17 protein-coding genes are annotated in these 16,213 nt (G+C 58.8%); 9 read left to right on the forward strand and 8 right to left on the reverse strand.

What is annotated here, in order from left to right; translation table 11 throughout:
• Nucleotides 1-82: 82 nt before the first annotated feature.
• Nucleotides 83-1,642 carry a sigma-54-dependent transcriptional regulator gene (locus FHW68_RS09015; RefSeq protein ID WP_183680050.1) on the reverse strand — a complete coding sequence of 520 codons (1,560 nt, stop codon included), beginning with the start codon at nucleotides 1,640-1,642 and terminating at the stop codon, nucleotides 83-85.
• A gap of 281 nt (nucleotides 1,643-1,923) precedes the next feature.
• On the opposite strand from FHW68_RS09015, the gene phhA reads away from it, so the two are divergent.
• The 6 genes from phhA to FHW68_RS09040 all read left to right on the forward strand — a co-directional run bounded on the left by phhA (nucleotide 1,924) and on the right by FHW68_RS09040 (nucleotide 6,267).
• Nucleotides 1,924-2,709 (forward strand): phenylalanine 4-monooxygenase, encoded by a 786-nt coding sequence (phhA, locus tag FHW68_RS09020; protein ID WP_095634437.1) that lies wholly within the window; start codon nucleotides 1,924-1,926, stop codon nucleotides 2,707-2,709.
• A gap of 105 nt (nucleotides 2,710-2,814) precedes the next feature.
• A complete protein-coding gene (locus tag FHW68_RS09025; RefSeq protein ID WP_095634436.1) occupies nucleotides 2,815-3,171 on the forward strand; it encodes a 4a-hydroxytetrahydrobiopterin dehydratase in 357 nt (118 codons plus the stop codon).
• On the forward strand, nucleotides 3,171-4,364 hold the full coding sequence (locus FHW68_RS09030) for an amino acid aminotransferase (RefSeq protein WP_221217082.1): 1,194 nt from the start codon (nucleotides 3,171-3,173) through the stop codon (nucleotides 4,362-4,364). Before FHW68_RS09025 ends, FHW68_RS09030 begins: the two co-directional genes overlap by 1 nt.
• A 210-nt stretch (nucleotides 4,365-4,574) precedes the next feature.
• Nucleotides 4,575-4,706 carry a hypothetical protein gene (locus FHW68_RS27270; RefSeq protein ID WP_256348506.1) on the forward strand — a complete coding sequence of 44 codons (132 nt, stop codon included), beginning with the start codon at nucleotides 4,575-4,577 and terminating at the stop codon, nucleotides 4,704-4,706.
• Nucleotides 4,707-4,781: 75 nt separating this feature from the next.
• Nucleotides 4,782-4,964, forward strand: coding sequence for a hypothetical protein (locus FHW68_RS09035; protein WP_095634434.1), 183 nt, complete (start codon nucleotides 4,782-4,784; stop codon nucleotides 4,962-4,964).
• Nucleotides 4,965-5,067: 103 nt separating this feature from the next.
• The gene (locus tag FHW68_RS09040; RefSeq protein WP_183680053.1) at nucleotides 5,068-6,267 is read left to right on the forward strand and encodes an MFS transporter; all 1,200 of its coding nucleotides are present in this window, start codon (nucleotides 5,068-5,070) and stop codon (nucleotides 6,265-6,267) included.
• Here FHW68_RS09040 and arfB read toward each other — a convergent pair.
• The gene (gene arfB / locus FHW68_RS09045; RefSeq protein ID WP_008074893.1) at nucleotides 6,264-6,677 is read right to left on the reverse strand and encodes an alternative ribosome rescue aminoacyl-tRNA hydrolase ArfB; all 414 of its coding nucleotides are present in this window, start codon (nucleotides 6,675-6,677) and stop codon (nucleotides 6,264-6,266) included. The two genes, FHW68_RS09040 and arfB, sit on opposite strands and share 4 nt — an antisense overlap.
• A 212-nt stretch (nucleotides 6,678-6,889) precedes the next feature.
• Entirely contained in the window at nucleotides 6,890-8,311 is a 1,422-nt protein-coding gene (locus FHW68_RS09050; protein ID WP_183680055.1) for an amino acid permease, read from the reverse strand.
• 945 nt (nucleotides 8,312-9,256) lie between these two features.
• Between FHW68_RS09050 and FHW68_RS09055 the strand changes: the two genes are divergently transcribed.
• A complete protein-coding gene (locus tag FHW68_RS09055; RefSeq protein ID WP_168185136.1) occupies nucleotides 9,257-9,394 on the forward strand; it encodes a hypothetical protein in 138 nt (45 codons plus the stop codon).
• Nucleotides 9,395-9,461: 67 nt separating this feature from the next.
• Nucleotides 9,462-10,427: a leucyl aminopeptidase gene (locus tag FHW68_RS09060; RefSeq protein ID WP_183680057.1), complete on the forward strand. Its 966-nt coding sequence runs from the start codon at nucleotides 9,462-9,464 to the stop codon at nucleotides 10,425-10,427.
• Between the two features lie 195 nt (nucleotides 10,428-10,622).
• Here FHW68_RS09060 and rluB read toward each other — a convergent pair whose 3' ends face one another.
• From rluB to FHW68_RS09085, 5 genes are all read right to left on the reverse strand, one after another.
• Nucleotides 10,623-11,888: a 23S rRNA pseudouridine(2605) synthase RluB gene (gene rluB, locus FHW68_RS09065; RefSeq protein WP_095634430.1), complete on the reverse strand. Its 1,266-nt coding sequence runs from the start codon at nucleotides 11,886-11,888 to the stop codon at nucleotides 10,623-10,625.
• A gap of 316 nt (nucleotides 11,889-12,204) precedes the next feature.
• On the reverse strand, nucleotides 12,205-13,191 hold the full coding sequence (scpB, locus tag FHW68_RS09070) for an SMC-Scp complex subunit ScpB (RefSeq protein WP_183680060.1): 987 nt from the start codon (nucleotides 13,189-13,191) through the stop codon (nucleotides 12,205-12,207).
• An 11-nt stretch (nucleotides 13,192-13,202) separates the two neighbouring features.
• Nucleotides 13,203-13,961 (reverse strand): ScpA family protein, encoded by a 759-nt coding sequence (locus tag FHW68_RS09075; RefSeq protein WP_183680479.1) that lies wholly within the window; start codon nucleotides 13,959-13,961, stop codon nucleotides 13,203-13,205.
• A gap of 60 nt (nucleotides 13,962-14,021) precedes the next feature.
• On the reverse strand, nucleotides 14,022-14,651 hold the full coding sequence (locus FHW68_RS09080; protein WP_095634427.1) for an L-threonylcarbamoyladenylate synthase: 630 nt from the start codon (nucleotides 14,649-14,651) through the stop codon (nucleotides 14,022-14,024).
• Nucleotides 14,652-14,664: 13 nt separating this feature from the next.
• On the reverse strand, nucleotides 14,665-15,528 hold the full coding sequence (locus FHW68_RS09085; protein WP_095634426.1) for a PHP domain-containing protein: 864 nt from the start codon (nucleotides 15,526-15,528) through the stop codon (nucleotides 14,665-14,667).
• 87 nt (nucleotides 15,529-15,615) lie between these two features.
• Here FHW68_RS09085 and FHW68_RS09090 point away from each other — a divergent pair, with 87 nt between their 5' ends.
• On the forward strand, nucleotides 15,616-16,212 hold the full coding sequence (locus FHW68_RS09090; protein ID WP_095634425.1) for a septation protein A: 597 nt from the start codon (nucleotides 15,616-15,618) through the stop codon (nucleotides 16,210-16,212).
• The last annotated feature ends 1 nt before the right edge of the window (nucleotide 16,213 follow it).

A 16,213-nucleotide genomic window follows, 5' to 3' on the forward strand; every position in this document is an offset into this window, starting at 1 on the left:
CAAAAGATCGCAGCCTTCGGCAGCTCCTACATGGGAAGTGCATTTTCAGTAGGAGCTGCCGAAGGCTGCGATCTTTTGATCTTCAATTGCTGTCCTTGCCAACCTCATACTCACGCAACTTGTTGGCAATGGTGGTATGCGAAACCCCCAACCGCTTGCCCAGTTGCCGACTGCTCGGATGCTCGGAATACAAACGCTCCAGCACCGCTTTTTCAAAGCGCCCGACAATCTCGTCCAGGCCGCCCTCAAGGGAAAAATCGCCCAGGGGCTGACGCACGCCGTAATCCGGCAGACGAATATGTTCCGCCTTGACCGTCCCGCCGTCGCACAGGGAAACCGCCTGGAACAGTACGTTTTCCAACTGCCGTACATTGCCCGGCCAGTGATAGTGACTGAGCCGTTCCATCGCCGCTGGCGCCAGTTTCGGCAACGGGCAACCGATCTGCCGGCTGGCCTGATCGAGGAAGTGCTCCACCAGCGGTGCCAGCCCATCGAGGCATTCGCGCAGCGGCGGGATGTGCAGCGAGAGCACGTTCAAGCGGTGGTACAAATCCTGGCGAAACTCACCGCGCGCACACAGCTCGGACAAATCCACTTGCGTTGCGCAGATCACCCGCACATCCAGATAAACCTCTTCATCGCTGCCGACACGACGGAAGCAACCGTCCTGCAGGAAGCGCAGCAATTTCACCTGCAAGCGCGGGCTCATTTCGCCGACGCCGTCGAGGAATAACGTACCGCCCGCCGTCAGTTCCAACAGCCCAAGCTTGCCTTCGGCCCGCGCCCCTTCGAAGGCACCGGGACCGTAGCCGAACAATTCGGTTTCGGCCATGGACTCCGGCAAACCGGCGCAGTTGAGCGCCATCAACGGTGACTGCCCACGGGGGCTCGCCAAGTGACAGGCCCGCGCCAACAACTCTTTGCCGGTGCCGGTTTCGCCCTCTATCAATAGCGGCGCATCCAGCGGGGCCATGCGCCGCGCTTCGCGCACCACTGCTGCCATCACTTTCGAGCTCTGGAAAATGCTATCGAAGCCGCGCAATTCCTGCTTGCGCACGTTATAGATGCGCTCGCCCACCCGGTCTGCCCGGTGCAACGTCAACACCGCACCGGCCATGGCCTCGCTTTCGTCATGCTCCGATTGCAGCGGGGCGATATCGGCGAGAAACACGTCACCCTTGACCTTGACCCGCAAGCCGTTGATCCGTGACTTGTTGGCGCGCACCAGTTCCGGTAAATCGAAATCCTCGGCGTACCGTGACAGCGGAATACCTGGCACCTCGTCCACCCGCACCCCGAGCAATTGCGCTGCCGCACGGTTAGCGGCGACGATGGAGCCGCCCATGTCGATCGACAGCACCGGAAACTCCAGGGCGCCGAGCAAGGCATTGAGTTCCATGTGCCGACGCTCGCTGGGCATCAGCCCGACGCGTTTGACGCCGAATACCCCGCCAATCGCCTCGAACTTCGGACGCAACGCCTGGAACTGAATATTGATCAGGTTCGGGCAGTGCAAGTAGATCGCATTGCCGTGCTCACCGCCCACTTCGCCGCGAGCGACGTTGATCCCGTACTCGACCAGCAGGTTGAGAATGTCGCGCAGAATACCGATGCGGTTCTGGCAGTGAACTTTGATACGCATATAAAGGCCCGTAACAGCGATGAATGAGGCCCGGCGCAAGAAAATTTTTGCGAGGGCACCCAGTTAGTCGTCAAGATTATGTGACACCCGTGGGCCATTTCAAACCCGAAAATATCAATACTTACGCCACACCAATCAAACCGTAACGAATATTTTACAAAAAACACGGGCTTTTCCTGCTTTTACCGCGACCCCCCTGCTGTAACACCGCACGCCTTGGGGTATTTCTAGGTCCATAGCTGTACACACAACAAGAACGAATCCCCTAGCAGGAGAGCAGCATGAAGCAGACGCAATACGTGGCTCGTGAGCCCGATGCGCAAGGTTTTATCGACTACCCCGCCGAAGAACACGCGGTGTGGAACACGCTGATCACTCGCCAACTGAAAGTGGTCGAGGGCCGTGCGTGCCAGGAATACCTGGACGGTATCGAAAAACTCGGTCTGCCCCACGACCGCATTCCGCAACTCGGTGAAATCAACAAGGTCCTGGGTGAAACCACCGGCTGGCAGGTTGCCCGAGTTCCCGCACTGATTCCCTTCCAGACCTTTTTCGAATTGCTGGCGAACAAGCAGTTCCCGGTGGCGACGTTCATTCGTACCCGCGAAGAGCTGGATTACCTGCAAGAGCCGGATATTTTCCACGAGATTTTTGGCCACTGTCCGCTGCTGACCAACCCCTGGTTCGCCGAATTCACCCACACCTACGGCAAACTTGGCCTAAAGGCTTCCAAGGAAGAACGGGTGTACCTGGCGCGCCTGTACTGGATGACCATCGAGTTCGGCCTGGTCGATACGCCACAGGGCCTGCGCATCTACGGTGGCGGCATTCTGTCCTCGCCCAAAGAAACCGTTTACTGCTTGTCGAACGAGCCTGAGCACCAAGCCTTCGACCCGCTGGAATGCATGCGCACGCCGTACCGCATCGACATCTTGCAACCGCTGTACTTTGTCCTGCCGAACCTCAAGCGCCTGTTCGACCTGGCCCACGAAGACATCATGGGCATGGTCAAGCAAGGTATGCAGCTGGGGTTGCACGCGCCGAAATTTCCGCCAAAAGCCGCGTGACCCGCGCCTTTTGGCATCAAGTGAGTCTGTTACGGATCGCCGCTTTGCTTTAGCGTGATCCCACTGACGACCGTTTTTCAAAACACTCGATTTCAGGAACACATCATGTCCACATTGAACCAAGCCCATTGCGAAGCCTGCCGCGCCGACGCCCCACAGGTCAGCGACGAAGAATTGCCGATCCTGATCAAGCAGATCCCTGACTGGAACATCGAAGTGCGCGACGGGGTGATGCAGCTGGAAAAAGTTTTCCTGTTCAAGAACTTCAAACACGCGCTGGCGTTCACTAACGCCGTCGGCGAAATCTCCGAGGCCGAAGGTCACCACCCGGGCCTGCTGACCGAGTGGGGCAAAGTCACTGTGACCTGGTGGAGCCACTCCATCAAAGGCCTGCACCGCAACGACTTCATCATGGCCGCGCGCACTGACGAAGTGGCGAAGAGCGCCGAGGGCCGCAAATAATGCATTTCGACGCCATCGGTCGAGTGCCCGGCGACCCGATTCTCGGCCTGATGGAGGCCTATGCGCTGGACCCTGATCCGCGCAAGTTCGACCTTGGCGTGGGCGTTTACAAAGACGCCCAGGGCCAGACGCCCATCCCCGAAGCGGTGAAGCTCGCCGAGCAACACCTGGTGGATCGTCAATCCACCAAAACCTACATCGGCGGCCACGGCAATGTAGCGTTCGGCAAAGTGATCAACGAGTTGGTGCTTGGCGCCGATTCGGCGCTGATCGCCGAACAACGGGCCGGCGCCACTCAGACGCCGGGGGGCACTGGCGCGTTGCGTTTGAGCGCCGACTTCATTGCCCAATGCCTGCCGGGCCGTGGCGTTTGGTTGAGCAACCCGACCTGGCCGATCCACGAAACCATTTTCGCGGCAGCCGGGGTCAAGGTCAGTCATTACCCTTACGTGGGCAGCGACAACCGTCTCGATGTGGAAGCAATGCTGGCGGTGCTCAATGAAGCCCCCAAGGGCGACGTCGTTCTGCTGCATGCCTGCTGCCACAACCCGACCGGTTTCGATCTGTCCCATGACGATTGGCGTCGAGTGCTGGACGTGGTGCGCCGTCGCGATTTGCTGCCACTGATCGACTTCGCCTATCAGGGTTTCGGTGACGGCCTGGAGCAGGATGCCTGGTCGACCCGGCTGTTCGCCGCCGAGTTACCGGAAGTGCTGATCACCAGTTCTTGCTCGAAGAACTTCGGCCTGTATCGCGACCGCACCGGCGCATTGATTGTCTGCGCGAAAACCGCCGACAAGCTGGTGGATATCCGCAGCCAACTGGCCAACATCGCCCGTAACCTGTGGTCGACGCCACCGGATCATGGCGCTGCCGTGGTCGCGACCATTCTCGGCGATCCAGAGCTGAAAAGCCGTTGGGCTGACGAAGTGGAAGCCATGCGTTTGCGTATCGCCCAGTTGCGCAGCGGCCTGGTCGAAGCGCTTGAACCTTATGGCTTGCGCGAGCGATTTGCGCACATCGGCGTGCAACGCGGGATGTTTTCCTACACCGGTTTGTCGCCGGAACAGGTCAAGCAACTGCGCGAACGCCACAGCGTTTATATGGTCAGCTCAGGTCGGGCGAACGTTGCGGGGATCGATGCGACGCGTCTGGATCTGCTGGCCGAAGCCATCGCTGACGTCTGCAAGTAACCCTCCCCCAATGATCGTTCCCACGCAGAGCGTGGGAACGATCATCGCAGGCTGCACTAGCGCCTACACAGACCTGTCTAGACAATCCCATCCGTCGCAACAAATGGATATAAAAGTCTATTTGTCATTTCTCCTGCTGTATCCTGCGCAGGCTTTTTTAAAAGCGCGGATCTACCAGATCTATCAACAGACTTAGCGAGGAGCGCGAACATGCACGAGATCCCTAATCTCCCCTTCCCAAGCCTGCACGAAACTGAGCAGACAACCACGCAACAAGCCGGTGCCCAACAGCCCGAAATGAAAGAAGCACCTGAACGCCGCCAGGCCGACAGCGAAGACTGATACACCTGCAATGCCAGACCGTGTGGAAAGCGCTAACATGCGCTTTCCACACTGCCTGAACCGCGAGCCCGCACCATGAGCGATGATTTCACTGAAGCCCAGGCCAGCGTCCTGATCGGCACCGCCGAGAAGATGATCGAGATCTGGAACCGCCTTTCCCCCGAGAAACAAGCCGCGTTGCTGGCCCGTTTCGGCAGCGAAGAAAACGCGCTGGCCGCGCTGGTCACTACGCACCTGGTAGCCCCCGCAAAATCCTGATTATCCCAGCCCGCCAAATAGTTTTACTTTTTCACGCCCCGCGACCGTCCACGCCGCTATCATAAGCAGCCTATCTATCCTGCTGCCCCGTGGACCTTTACCCATGCCAGAAACCCAGCGCCCCATGGCGGTCACGCTGCAAGTCGTTTCCATCGTCCTGTTCACCTTCATCGGTTACCTGAATATCGGCATTCCCTTGGCCGTGTTGCCCGGCTATGTCCACAGCGACTTAGGCTTTGGCGCCGTGATCGCCGGGCTGGTGATCAGCGTGCAATACCTGGCCACCCTGCTCAGCCGTCCTTACGCCGGGCGCATCATCGATAACAAGGGCAGTAAACTGGCGGTGATGTATGGCCTCGCCGGCTGCGGTTTGAGCGGTGTATTCATGTTGATTTCGGCCTGGACACAAAGCCTGCCGATGTTAAGCCTGATCAGCCTGTTGATCGGCCGGCTGGTGCTCGGCAGCGCAGAAAGCCTGGTCGGTTCCGGATCGATCGGCTGGGGCATCGGCCGGGTCGGCGCAGCGAACACCGCCAAGGTCATCTCCTGGAACGGCATCGCCAGTTACGGCGCGCTGGCGGTCGGCGCACCGCTGGGGGTGCTGCTGGTGAATCAACTGGGGTTGTGGAGCATGGGCGTGAGCATCGTGCTGTTGGCCATTCTGGGCCTGGTGCTGGCCTGGCCAAAAACCGCTGCACCGATCGTAGCCGGCGAACGCCTGCCGTTCATGCATGTGCTGGGGCGGGTATTTCCTCACGGTTGTGGCCTGGCCTTGGGTTCCATCGGCTTTGGCACCATCGCTACATTTATCACCCTGTATTACGCCACTCAGCAGTGGTCCAACGCGGTACTGTGCCTGAGCCTGTTTGGCGCCAGTTTTATCGGTGCGCGATTGTTGTTCGGTAACCTGATCAATCGCCTCGGCGGCTTTCGCGTGGCGATTGCCTGCCTCTCGGTGGAAACCCTCGGGCTGTTGCTGCTGTGGCTGGCACCCGATGCCCATTGGGCACTGGCCGGCGCGGCGCTGAGCGGTTTCGGTTTTTCGCTGGTGTTCCCGGCCTTGGGCGTGGAAGCGGTCAACCTGGTGCCCGCCTCCAGCCGTGGCGCGGCAGTCGGGGCGTATTCGTTGTTCATCGATTTGTCGCTGGGGATCACCGGACCGCTGGCGGGTGCGATTGCTGCAGGATTTGGTTTTGCCTCGATCTTTCTGTTTGCCGCCCTCGCCGCTTTGAGCGGATTGATGCTGAGCGTCTACTTGTACCGGCAGGCGCCAAAGTATCGCGAAGAAAGAGAAACGCGTTAAAAGTCGACCTTTCCGCGCCCGGCCTTGATGCTGCCGCGCTTGGTTTTTGATTCGAGCCGACGCTTTTTCGAACCGAGTGTCGGCTTGGTCGGACGGCGCTTTTTCTCGACCTTGGTGGCGCTGAGGATCAACTCGGTCAGGCGTTCCAGCGCATCGGCACGGTTCTGTTCCTGCGTGCGATATTGCTGGGCCTTGATGATCAACACGCCGTCGCTGGTGATGCGACTGTCACGCAGCGCCAGCAGCCGCTCCTTGTAGAACTCGGGCAAGGATGAGGCCGGAATGTCGAAGCGCAGGTGCACGGCGCTGGAAACCTTATTGACGTTCTGCCCACCGGCGCCCTGGGCGCGGATGGCCGTCAACTCGATCTCGGCATCCGGCAGATGCACGTTATTGGAAATCACCAGCATGGAAAAAGGTCCGTATTCAGAACAAGCAGGATACCCCGAATAGACAGAAGGAATGCGGCCCCTGTGGGAGCGTGGCTTGCCCGCGATGAACGATAACGCGGTTTGCCTGATGAACCGCGGCGCCTGAATCGCGGGCAAGCCACGCTCCCACAGGAAACCCATAAATGACAAACCCGGCACATGGCCGGGTTTGTTGTTTCTGCGCTTTGCACTTACTTGGCAGCGGAACCCGCGGCCAGCAACGCCTGCTGCGCACTGCGCTTGTTCTTGATGCCGTAGCAGATCCACATGAAGACGACCCACACCGGAATCGCATACACCGAGATCTGGATGCCCGGGATCAGCAGCATCACGCCAAGGATGAACACCACGAACGCCAGGCAAACATAGTTGCCGTACGGGTACCACAGGGCCTTGAACAACGGCGTCTGTTTGGTCTTGTTCATATGCTGACGGAACTTGAAGTGCGAGAAGCTGATCATCGCCCAGTTGATCACCAGGGTGGCCACCACCAACGACATCAACAGTTCCAGCGCATGTTGCGGAACCAGGTAGTTAAGCAGCACCGCGACCAGGGTCACGGCGGCCGACGCCAGAATCGAACGCACCGGTACGCCACGCTTGTCGATCTTCGACAAGGCCTTCGGCGCATCGCCCTGTTCCGCCATGCCCAGCAGCATACGGCTGTTGCAGTAGGTGCCACTGTTGTATACCGACAGCGCCGCGGTCAGGACCACGAAGTTGAGAATGTGCGCGGCGGTATCACTGCCCAGCATCGAGAACACTTGCACGAACGGGCTGCCGCTGTAGGCATCGCCGGACGCGTTCAGCGTCGTCAGCAGGCTGTCCCAAGGGGTCAGCGACAACAGAACCACCAATGCGCCGATGTAGAAAATCAGGATCCGGTAGATCACCTGGTTGATCGCCTTCGGGATCACGGTTTTCGGTTTGTCGGCTTCGGCAGCGGTGAAACCGAGCATTTCCAGGCCGCCAAAGGAGAACATGATGATCGCCATGGCCATCACCAGACCACTGACGCCGTTCGGGAAGAAGCCGCCGTGTTCCCACAGGTTGGTCACCGAGGCTTGTGGGCCGCCGTCGCCGCTGACCAGCAGGTAGCTGCCGAGTGCAATCATGCCGACGATGGCCACGACTTTGATGATCGCGAACCAGAACTCCGCCTCACCAAAGACTTTGACGTTGGCCAGGTTGATCAGGTTGATCAATACAAAGAACCCGGCTGCCGAGACCCAGGTCGGGATGTCCGGCGCCCAGTAATGGATGTATTTGCCGACCGCGGTCAGCTCGGACATGCCCACCAGGATGTACAGGATCCAGCAGTTCCAGCCCGACAGGAAGCCGGCAAAACCGCCCCAGTATTTGTGGGCGAAGTGGCTGAAGGAACCGGCGACTGGCTCTTCGACGATCATTTCACCCAGTTGGCGCATGATCATGAAAGCGATGAAGCCGCAGATGGCGTAGCCGAGGATCATCGACGGGCCGGCGGATTTGAGCACGCCGGCCGAGCCGAGAAACAACCCGGTACCGATCGCGCCACCGAGGGCGATCAGTTGAATATGGCGATTTTTCAGGCCGCGTTTCAGCTCGCCTGAATGCGAGTTTTGTCCACTCATGAAAAGGGTCTCACGCAAGGTTTGATGATGTTCAGTAGACGTTGCTGCTCAGTTGCGATTTCAAGCAGCGCCGATCAAACCCCAGCGCAGGCACCAGGAGTTCAGCGTTTTTACGACAGTCATGCGTCACCTGTTTGTTTTTATCTGTGACGAAATCGAACCCGACACGCTCGTGACGCGGCGGAGTGAACAAAGCGATTAGCCTTGAGGTTTGCGCTGTTGCGCAGAGGGTCACAGTTAAAACGCGGCGCATTGTACACCTGTAACCCCCTGCTGCCAGACACCACTGGATCAGCGTGTCGGTTGCCGGGATTGCCTGTGTCCGCCTCGAGAGTCTCGGGCGACTGCAAAAATGGAGTCAGACCTTTGCAGGTCGTCGATAAGGGCAGCGGGAAAAGCGCCCTTTTGGGGGAGATGGAGATGAGTCACGGCGTACATTGCGCCTCCTTCTTGTTATGTCCTGCACGACAGGCATGGGGCGCATCTCACCCTTGATACGCTGCCGAAACAAGCGCGCCAGAGCCGTGGAAGGCCACCAACTCGGCGGCTGGCGGCAGGTTTTCCTTACAGAATTTTTTCTCGTGGCATTCCACGGGATTCAACAGCGCTTTTCGTAAGATTTTATTGACAAGGCGTAACGTAAATTTTCCAAATCAGATTTAGAAGCCCGGTGACTGTAAATTGACGATAGGAAGCTTCCTAAGGAAATGTCCTGCCTAGTTTTCTGTTTTCCATTAAAAATATTGGTCCTTGAAAAATGGAATAAATAGTTCAAATGGAAATTGTTTAATTATTTTTTTGCATTTCAAAATCCTGTGAACTAGGTTTTCAGCGACTTGCCGAGCGGCATCGATCGGCACGTTGACGCGCTCTTCAATGAGTGAAAAGCACGCCGCTGTTCTCAGCGAAGTTGTTCTTACCGAAGAATCATCTAGGAGACTCACCATGCAAGCATTGGACAAAGACCTGGACACTGAACTGCAACTGGACGATTGGTTTGCAGCACCGACCCATGATGCCGCCGTCGAGATGATGCAAGCCGATGCGGTTGTTCCGTTTGGCACGGCGATGTGGCCTCTGTAAGACATCCAGGCAGGCACGATCCGGCCGGTCGTGCCTGCCACTTATTCGGTTCGTCAGGGAGGACTCCATGGATAAGCAACGCGCCGTCTCGCATTTCCTTTACTACCTCGAACATCACCCTGCCGTTGCCGGTATCAACCCGGCGAAGGTCTTGCTTGGCCATACTGCTGATTACGAGACACATACCCGCGCCATCGTCGAACAGGCCGGTAACAGCCCACGGTTCAGCTTCAGCGCGATGCGTCTGGACCTCGAACCCACCGAATGGCTGACACAGGCGATTACCGACAGCGATCTGTACATTTTCTTCTACGATTCTTCCACCCTGCCCAACCCGCGTCCCGATGGCCCGGAGTTTGTCCGTGCGCTGCAAGGCGTGATGGCGCAGAACTGGAAGAAGTCATTGTTGTTCAAGGATTACGGCGATTACTTCTACGACACGTTCAGTGTCACCCCGCAGCGAATTGCCGGGTTGAATAGCCATTTGATCCAGCGCATGTCCCACGCCACTACCCTGAATTTCAAAGATGAGCACGGGTCGTGGTTCGAAACACCGTTGAGCAGTATCAAGAAGTGGACCGACATCAACGGGATCGGCAACTTCGACCTGGCGCCTGGCGAGATCGCTACCCATAGCGAAGCCATTAACGGGCGGGTGAAATTCATGGGGACTTTCCTCGGCACGATTCCATTTGCCCGCAAGTACGGCGTATTGGCGTCACCGCTGGAGTTGTGGATCGAAAACTCGACCATCAGCAAAATCGCCACCGATGTACCGGGGCTGGAACATGACTTCAACAAGTACCTGGACGCCAATCCGTCCAATCGGCGAATCGAGGAATTGGGGATCGGCACCAATGAAGGCGTGAAAGATTTGTATGCGCGCAATGCCGGGTTCGAGGAGCGCCATTGCGGCTTGCACCTGGGGTTGGGCGGAGGCGCCAAGGGTAGCCATCATCTGGACCTGATCTTCTCCAGTGGCGTGTTGGCGCTGGATGATGACCCGGTGTTTGATCGGCGGTTTGTGTTCTAGCTGATCGTTCCCACGCTCCGCGTGGGAATGCCTCAATGGACGCTCCGCGTCCGCTTTCGAGAGGTGACGCGGAGCGTCACAGGCTGCATTCCCACGCAGAGCGTGGGAACGATCAAAAAACACCACATCCCTAAAACCAGACCTCAAAAAAAACGCCATCCCGAAGGATGGCGTTTTTCATGCGGCGCTTAACGATTATTCAGGTTTGCGACGACCGAAGCCCGGGCGCTGGCCGGAACCGGCGGGTGCGCCGCGGCGTTTGCCTGATGGCGCGTCACGGTCGACCAGTACGATGCCTGGGCGTTTCTTCGGCGCCGGCTTGGCCGGGCGCTTGGTATCGGCCGGGCGGTCTGCCACAGGCGTGCCACGACCGGCAGGCGCACCGCGATCGCTACGACCACCAGCCGGAGCGCCACGGCCTTCGCCACGCTCAGTGCGACCGTTGGCCGGACGCGGCGTGCGTGGACCGCGCTCGCCATCCTGACGTGGCGCAGGCTTGCGGGCCGGGCGCTCACCCTCGATCTGTGGCTCGCGGGATTCGCGCGGGCTGACAGCGGCCGAACCCGCGGCTGGACGCAGGGTACGCACCCGTTCGGTCTTGCCCACCGGACGGGACGATTTGCGCTGCATACGCTCAAGCTTGTCTTTGCTCTTGGCGTTCATTTGCGGCATTGCCACCGGGGTCAGGCCGACTTCAGCACTGAGAATGTCGACTTCGTACTGGCTCATTTCGCGCCAGCGGCCCATCGGCAGGTCGGAGTTGAGGAACACCGGACCGAAACGCACGCGCTTCAGGCGGCTGACCACCAGGCCCTGGGATTCCCACAGACGACGGACTTCGCGGTTGCGACCTTCCATCACCACGCAGTGATACCAGTGGTTGAAACCTTCGCCACCCGGAGCCTGTTTGATGTCGGTGAACTTGGCCGGGCCGTCTTCGAGCACCACGCCTGCCTTCAGGCGTTCAATCATCTCGTCGTCGACTTCGCCACGTACACGTACCGCGTATTCACGGTCCATTTCGTAGGAGGGGTGCATCAGGCGGTTGGCCAATTCGCCGTCGGTGGTGAACATCAGCAAACCGGTGGTGTTGATGTCCAGACGACCGATGTTGATCCAGCGACCTTCTTTGGGGCGCGGCATCTTGTCGAACACGGTCGGACGACCTTCAGGGTCGTTACGGGTGCAGATTTCACCGTCGGGCTTGTTGTACATGATCACGCGGCGTACCGACTCGGCGGCTTCTTCGCGCTTGATCACCCGGCCATCGATGGTAATGGCGTCATGCAGGTCGACGCGCTGGCCGAGGGTGGCGTCTTTGCCATTGACCTTGATGCGGCCGTGGCTGATCCAGGCTTCTACGTCACGGCGCGAACCGACGCCGATACGGGCGAGGACTTTCTGCAGCTTTTCGCCTGCTGGGCCGATTTCCTGGTCGTCTTTCTGGTCGTTGATACTCATCTGGGCACCTCCCGGTGTGGTCTGTTCAGGCTTTTGCCTGAAGATGTGAAAGCTGGTCGTTTGACGAAGATCGCCAAAGGGTCGCGAATCATACGCTCATGGAGACGTTCGCGCATCAGAGACTAGCTGATCGACAGTCGGTTATTTGCTTTTGCGCCGAACGGTGGTGCCGGGGTCTTTGATTGCCGACACAAAACACTGTGGGAGCGGGCTTGCCCGCGATTGCGGTGGGTCAGACAGCAATGATGTGACTGACACTCCCTCTTCGCGGGCAAGCCCGCTCCCACAGGTATTTCCATTGTCCACAGGATTTGGGTCAATCTTCGAACTGGCGACGTTCGGCCTCAATTGCTTCTGCCAAAGCCTTGGCTTCGGCTTCTTCGTCGGTCAATTCGGGCTCAGGTTTCGACTGTTCGAGCGCGGCGACGGCGGCCAGGAGTTTTTCACGGGCTTCGGCGACACCAAGAATGTCATCTTCCTGTTCGGGTTCGGGTTCGGGTTCGACTTCAGCTTCAGCCTCAATCCGAGGTTCAACTTCGGTTTCAGACTCGGGTTGAGCCAACTCCCCTTCGCTCTCGTTCACCGCCCCATCTCGCAACAAATCGTCGAAGTCGGTCTTGAGCCCCTCTTCCATGGTGTCCAGTTCCAGCAACAGTGTGTGGAAACTGGTTTCTTCCTTTGGTTCTTCCGGCTCGGCACTGGCGTCGGCCAGGTCCTGCAAGCCTTGCGGCACCGGAGCGTCGTCGAAATCCAGCACAGGATCCGGTTCCAGCTCACGCAGTTCAGCCAGCGGCGGTAAGTCGTCGAGGTTTCTCAGGTTGAAGTGATCGAGAAACGCCTTGGTGGTGGCGAACATCGCCGGTTTGCCGGGCACGTCGCGGTAACCGACGATGCGGATCCACTCACGCTCCAGCAGGGTTTTCACAATGTGGCTGTTGACGGCCACGCCGCGCACGTCTTCGATCTCGCCCCGGGTGATCGGCTGGCGATAGGCGATCAGGGCCATGGTTTCGAGCATGGCGCGGGAATAGCGTTGCGGCCGTTCTTCCCACAAACGTCCGACCCACGGCGCGAACTTTTCGCGGATTTGCAGGCGATACCCGGAAGCGACTTCCTTCAACTCGAAAGCACGGCCGTCGCAGGACTTTGCCAGAATCGTCAGCGCTTTCTTGAAAACAGGTGGCTCGGGCCGCTCGCCTTCTTCGAACAATTCAAACAGGCGTTCAAGCGATTGCGGTTTTCCCGAGGCCAACAGAAAGGCTTCAAGCAGTGGCGCCAGCTCGCGGGGTTCAGTCAGGTTCATGATTCAACTCGTTATTCGGCTCGGGCCCGGACATGGATCGCCGCGAACGGCTCATTCTGCACCAGCTCGACCAAGGATTCCTTGACCAGTTCGAGGATTGCCATAAAGGTCACCACCACGCCCAGGCGCCCTTCTTCAGCGGTGAACAGCTCGACAAATGGCACAAAACCACCGCCCTTGAGCCGTTCCAGTACATCGCTCATTCGCTCGCGGGTGGACAGCGCTTCACGGCTGACCTGGTGGCTTTCGAACATGTCGCCACGGCGCAGCACCTCGGCCATGGACATCAGCAACTCTTCCAGGCTCACATCCGGCAACAGTTTGCGCGCCCGGGCTTGCGGGGCATCGAGCTTGGGCACCACCACGTCGCGACCGACGCGGCTCAGACCATCGATGCCTTCGGCGGCAGCCTTGAACCGCTCGTACTCCTGCAAGCGGCGAATCAGCTCGGCGCGAGGATCGTCCTCTTCGTCCTCAATCGTTTCGGCACGGGGCAACAACATCCGCGACTTGATCTCGGCCAGCATCGCGGCCATCACCAGATACTCGGCGGCCAGCTCCAGGCGCACCGACTGCATCAACTCGACATAGCCCATGTACTGACGGGTGATTTCCGCCACCGGAATGTCGAGGATGTTGATGTTCTGTTTGCGGATCAGGTACAGCAGCAAGTCGAGTGGGCCTTCGAAGGCCTCAAGAAACACCTCGAGCGCATCCGGCGGGATGTACAGGTCCAGGGGCATTTCCATGACTGCCTGGCCATAGACCATGGCGAAAGGCAGTTCTTGCTGGGCACCGGCCTGGCTGTCGACGGGTTCTACTGCAGACATCTAGGCCTCGGCCATGAAAGGCGCAGGGTCGCCGCAACCGACACGCAGAACTTCCGGTTCGCCGTCGGCGAGGCTGATCACGGTGGATGCCTTGATCCCGCCGTAACCGCCGTCGATGATCAGGTCCACTTGATGCTCAAGCAACTGACGCATCTCATAGGGATCGGTCAACGGGTCAGTGTCGCCGGGCATGATCAGGGTCACGCTCATCAGCGGCTCGCCGAGTTGTTCCAGCAACGCCAGCGCTATCGGATGGCTGGGCACACGCAGGCCGATGGTGCGTTTCTTTGGATGCAGCAACAACCGCGGGACTTCGCGAGTGGCGTTAAGAATGAAGGTGTAAGGACCCGGCAAGTGAGCCTTGAGCACCCGAAAGGTGCCGGTATCGATCTTGGCAAACAGCCCCAACTGCGACAGGTCGCTGCAAATCAGCGCGAAGTTGTGTTTCTCGTCCAGCTGACGCAGCCGGCGCACGCGCTCCACGGCGTTTTTGTCGCCGATCTGGCAACCAATTGCGTAGGACGAGTCCGTGGGATAAATCACCACCCCGCCGTTGCGGATGATCTCGACAGCCTGTTTGATCAGGCGCGCTTGCGGGTTTTCCGGATGAATCTGGAAAAATTGACTCACATTCTCTACCTGTTCAGACGACGGCAATAATTGGGTCATGTTTGAATCGACACCACAGTGGTGGCAGATCCTCCGGAAGCGGGCGGTATTCACCGATCTCGGACCAGCCTCCAGGGCCATGAAAATCACTGCCGGCGCTGACCAGCAGACCAAACTCGCGGGCAAGAATGGCCAGGCTGCCCACTTGTTCGGCGGGCTGATGGCCATTGACCACTTCAATCGCGTGGCCCCCTGCTTGAATATAGTCGGCAATCAGGCGGCGACGCTTGCTGCGAGTGAAATCGTAGTGCCAGGGATGCGCCAGGCTGACCCAGGCACCCGCGGCGCGCAGGGTGGCGACGGTGTCTTCGAGGGTTGGCCAGTGTTGTTTGACGTCCCCCAACTTGCCGGCGCCCAGCCATTTGCGAAACGCTTCGGCGCGATCCTTGACGAAACCTTCACGCACCATCCAGTCGGCGAAATGCGGACGGGCCGGCGCGTTACCGCTGTCGCCCAGTTCCTGTTGGATGGCCCGGGCGCCCTCGAGCGCCCCCGGCATGCCTTTAAGCGCCAACTTGCGGCTTATTTCTTCGGACCGTAGCCAGCGGCCATCGTGCAATTTTGCGATGGCCTCGGCCAACGGCGGCGCTTTGACGTCGAAACCGTAGCCCAAAACATGAATGGTCGCCCCGCCCCAGGTGCAGGACAATTCAACGCCATTGACCAGCTGCATGCCCAGCGCCGTCGCGGCGCTACGGGCCTCGTCGAGGCCTTCAAGGGTATCGTGATCGGTCAAGGCCAGGACTCGCACACCTTTCTCGAACGCACGCGCAACCAGTGCCGCCGGCGCGAGGGCGCCATCGGAAGCCGTGCTATGGCAGTGCAAATCAACATTCACAGGACTGTGTAACCTCAAATCAGCTGGCGCTATCGCGCGTCAATATGTTTGTTATTATGCCGCCACATCCTGCTTCTGGCTGCCACTGTGAAACAATTCATCGACTTCATCCCGCTTCTGCTGTTTTTCATCGCCTTCAAAATCGATCCACAGATCGTCGACATCGGCGGCTTTCAACTGTCTATCGGTGGCATTTACAGCGCCACCGCCGTACTGATCATCAGCTCCCTGGTGGTCTACGGCACGCTGTTCATCAAGCAGCGCACACTGGAGAAGAGCCAGTGGCTGACCCTCATCGCCTGCCTGGTCTTCGGTAGCCTGACCCTGGCGTTCCACAGCGAGACGTTCCTGAAATGGAAAGCTCCGGTGGTCAACTGGCTGTTCGCCCTCACGTTCATCGGTAGCCACTTCATCGGTGATCAACTGTTGATCAAACGCATCATGGGACACGCGCTGACACTGCCAGAGCCGGTCTGGACCCGCCTGAACATCGCCTGGATCGGTTTTTTCCTGTTTTGCGGCGCCGCTAACCTGTTTGTTGCGTTCACCTTCCAGAGCTACTGGGTCGACTTCAAGGTCTTCGGCAGCCTGGGCATGACGTTGCTGTTCCTGGTCGGCCAGGGCATCTACCTGTCCCGCCACTTGCACGATGCCGACACCACAACACCAAAAACCGAGGACTGAC

Source organism: Pseudomonas sp. Tn43, assembly GCF_014192635.1.
Classification (GTDB): domain Bacteria; phylum Pseudomonadota; class Gammaproteobacteria; order Pseudomonadales; family Pseudomonadaceae; genus Aquipseudomonas.